2 rRNA genes are annotated in these 3,772 nt (G+C 53.6%); both read right to left on the bottom strand.

Annotation, left to right across the window (positions count from 1 at the left end):
• Positions 1-254: 254 nt before the first annotated feature.
• Positions 255-369, bottom strand: a 5S ribosomal RNA gene (gene rrf, locus NKJ80_RS31225).
• 202 nt (positions 370-571) lie between these two features.
• Positions 572-3,373, bottom strand: a 23S ribosomal RNA gene (locus NKJ80_RS31220).
• Positions 3,374-3,772: the final 399 nt, after the last annotated feature.

Below are 3,772 nucleotides of genomic sequence, written 5' to 3'. Positions count from 1 at the left end.
CTCCAGGGCAAGCTCTTGCTTGCTCCGGACTCTCCAGGGCAAGCTCTTGCCTGCTCCGGATCTGAAGCAAGCGTTTGCTTGCTTATCTGGACGTAAGCCTGGGCCTATGAACAGGATGGCTTACAGATAGGTATATGGCTGACCAAATGAAAGGGCCGCTTGCGCGGCCCGTGATCCCTTGGCGGGCCTTTTCGTAGAGAGAAGATTTCAGTTTCATCCGGTTTGCGGATGAGAGTTCAACGTGCGTTTTGCAGACCTGGCAGCGACCTACTCTCCCGCGTCTTGAGACGAAGTACCATCAGCGCTGGAGCGTTTCACGGCCGAGTTCGGAATGGGATCGGGTGCAGCCGCTCCGCCATAACCACCAGGTCGGCAAAACGCACGTTATATCGAGAAGCTGTTTTTTCGTGCCAAGGCGACGTTTGTGTTTTGCTTTCGAGCGCAAGCCCGCAAGCGCGACTGCGCGTCGCCGGTTTTCCGGCGCCCTCGCGGAGCATAGGCCCTGTAAGGGCCGCTCATGCGTGAGCGCTGGTCAGATCATCGTGTTTCACGATGAGCATAAGGAATGAGAACGATCAAGCCGATCGAACTATTAGTACCGGTAAGCTTCAAGCGTTGCCGCTCTTCCACACCCGGCCTATCAACGTGGTCGTCTTCCACGGTTCTCAGGGAATACTCGTTTTAAGGTGGGTTTCCCGCTTAGATGCCTTCAGCGGTTATCCCGTCCGGATATAGCTACCCTGCTATGCGGCTGGCGCCACAACAGGTCCACCAGAGATCCGTCCATCCCGGTCCTCTCGTACTAGGGACAGATCCTTTCAATATTCCTACACCCACGGCAGATAGGGACCGAACTGTCTCACGACGTTCTGAACCCAACTCACGTACCGCTTTAAATGGCGAACAGCCATACCCTTGGGACCTGCTCCAGCCCCAGGATGCGATGAGTCGACATCGAGGTGCCAAACAACCCCGTCGATATGGACTCTTGGGGGTCATCAGCCTGTTATCCCCGGCGTACCTTTTATCCGTTGAGCGATGGCCCTTCCACGCGGGACCACCGGATCACTATGACCGACTTTCGTCTCTGCTCGACTTGTCAGTCTCGCAGTCAGGCAGGCTTATGCCATTGCACTCAGCGAACGATTTCCGACCGTTCTGAGCCCACCATCGCGCGCCTCCGTTACTCTTTAGGAGGCGACCGCCCCAGTCAAACTACCCACCATACATTGTCCCGGACCCGGATAACGGGCCGCGGTTAGACATCCATAGTAATAAGGGTGGTATTTCAAGGGTGGCTCCACCTGAGCTGGCGCCCAGGTTTCAAAGCCTACCACCTATCCTACACATGCCACTACGAATGCCAATGTAAAGCTATAGTAAAGGTGCACGGGGTCTTTCCGTCTAACCGCAGGAACCCCGCATCTTCACGGGGAATTCAATTTCACTGAGTCTATGCTGGAGACAGCGGGGAAGTCGTTACGCCATTCGTGCAGGTCGGAACTTACCCGACAAGGAATTTCGCTACCTTAGGACCGTTATAGTTACGGCCGCCGTTTACTGGGGCTTCGATTCAGAGCTTGCACCCCTCCTCTTAACCTTCCAGCACCGGGCAGGCGTCAGACCCTATACGTCGTCTTGCGACTTCGCAGAGCCCTGTGTTTTTGATAAACAGTCGCTACCCCCTGGTCTGTGCCACCCTCCTCTACTTGCGTAGAAAAGGGTCACGCTTCTTCCGAAGTTACGCGTGCAATTTGCCGAGTTCCTTCAGCATAGTTCTCTCAAGCGCCTTGGTATACTCTACCTGACCACCAGTGTCGGTTTCGGGTACGGTTTATAAGGAGGAGCTATTTCCTGGAACCGCTCCGCTGCCCGTTCAATCCGATAAGATTGGACAACTTGTGCGATCCGTCACTACCTCCAAGCCCACGAATATTAACGTGGTTCCCATCGACTACGCGTTTCCGCCTCGTCTTAGGGGCCGGCTAACCCTGCTCAGATTAGCTTTAAGCAGGAACCCTTGGTCTTTCGGCGGGGGAGTCTCTCACTCCCCTTACGTTACTCATGTCAGCATTCGCACTTCTGATACCTCCACCACCCCTCACGGGTATGGCTTCGTCAGCTTACAGAACGCTCCGCTACCGCTTGGCCCTTGCGGACCAAACCCTAAGCTTCGGTGTATGGCTTTAGCCCCGTTACATTTTCGGCGCAAAGACCCTTATTTAGACCAGTGAGCTGTTACGCTTTCTTTAAATGATGGCTGCTTCTAAGCCAACATCCTGGTTGTTTTGGGATCCTCACATCCTTTCCCACTTAGCCATAACTTGGGGACCTTAGCTGTAGGTCAGGGTTGTTTCCCTTTTCACGACGGACGTTAGCACCCGCCGTGTGTCTGCCGACTAGTACTCCCAGGTATTCGGAGTTTGGTTAGGTTTGGTAATCCGGTGAGGACCCCTAGCCCATCCAGTGCTCTACCCCCTGGGGTATTCGGTCGACGCTCTACCTAAATAGATTTCGCGGAGAACCAGCTATTTCCGAGTTTGATTGGCCTTTCACCCCTAGCCACAAGTCATCCCGAACTATTGCAACAGTTATGGGTTCGGTCCTCCAGTAAGTGTTACCTTACCTTCAACCTGCTCATGGCTAGATCACTCGGTTTCGGGTCTAATGCGACGAACTGAACGCCCTGTTCAGACTCGCTTTCGCTGCGCCTACACCTAGCGGTTTAAGCTTGCTCGTCACACTAAGTCGCTGACCCATTATACAAAAGGTACGTGGTGACCCTTGCGGGCTCCCACTGTTTGTAGGCAATCGGTTTCAGGTACTCTTTCACTCCCCTTGTCGGGGTGCTTTTCACCTTTCCCTCACGGTACTAGTTCGCTATCGGTCATGCACGAGTACTTAGGCTTGGAAGGTGGTCCTCCCAATTTCAGACAGGATTTCACGTGTCCCGCCTTACTCGAGGACGATTGATTGCATTACGCGTACGGGGCTGTCACCCACTATGGCCCTACTTTCCAGAAGGTTCCGCTTGTCTCTCAATCGCCACTGGCCTGGTCCGGGTTCGCTCGCCACTACTTCCGGAGTCTCGGTTGATGTCCTTTCCTACGGGTACTTAGATGTTTCAGTTCCCCGCGTTCGCCACTTTATCCCTATGTATTCAGGATAAGTTACCTATTATCGATACTTGGAAACCACAGTAGCAGATCGCTCTGCTACTCTGATTTTCCAAGTACCTTAGGTGGGTTTCCCCATTCGGAAATCTACGGATCAAAGGGTATTCGCACCTCCCCGTAGCTTATCGCAGCGTATCACGTCCTTCATCGCCTGTGCATGCCAAGGCATCCACCAATTGCCCTTAAGACACTTGATCGTTCTCATTGCCAATGCCCATCCGCGCAATCCGAAGGATTGTCGCTTCAGCCTCTCCCTTGCGGGGTTGGCGTCCGCGCAATTCCAAAGGAATTGTCGCCTGAACCGGATCCTGTGCGGGATCCACATTCGATGTCATTGGCACAAAAAGACCAGCTTCTCGAGATCGGTTCGAGGGTGCGGTTAGGCAAACCCATCATATGCAGGAGATTGAGCGTCTCCTGCGACAAATCACGAACCTTTCGGCTCATGAAGTTCGAACAAATCTTCTCTTTACGATGTCAAAACAGAACAAGCGGCAAGCCAAGAAGCTCACCACAAACCTTTATACGAATGACTTTTTCACCACCCTCACTCGACACACTTCAAGGCGACGATCCTGCGGATCGCGCGACACGAC

The organism is Mesorhizobium sp. M0030, assembly GCF_040323695.1.
Taxonomy (GTDB): Bacteria; Pseudomonadota; Alphaproteobacteria; order Rhizobiales; family Rhizobiaceae; genus Mesorhizobium.
The sequence above is the reverse complement of the archived record's forward strand: the minus strand, read 5'-3'. Positions and strand labels throughout refer to the sequence as shown.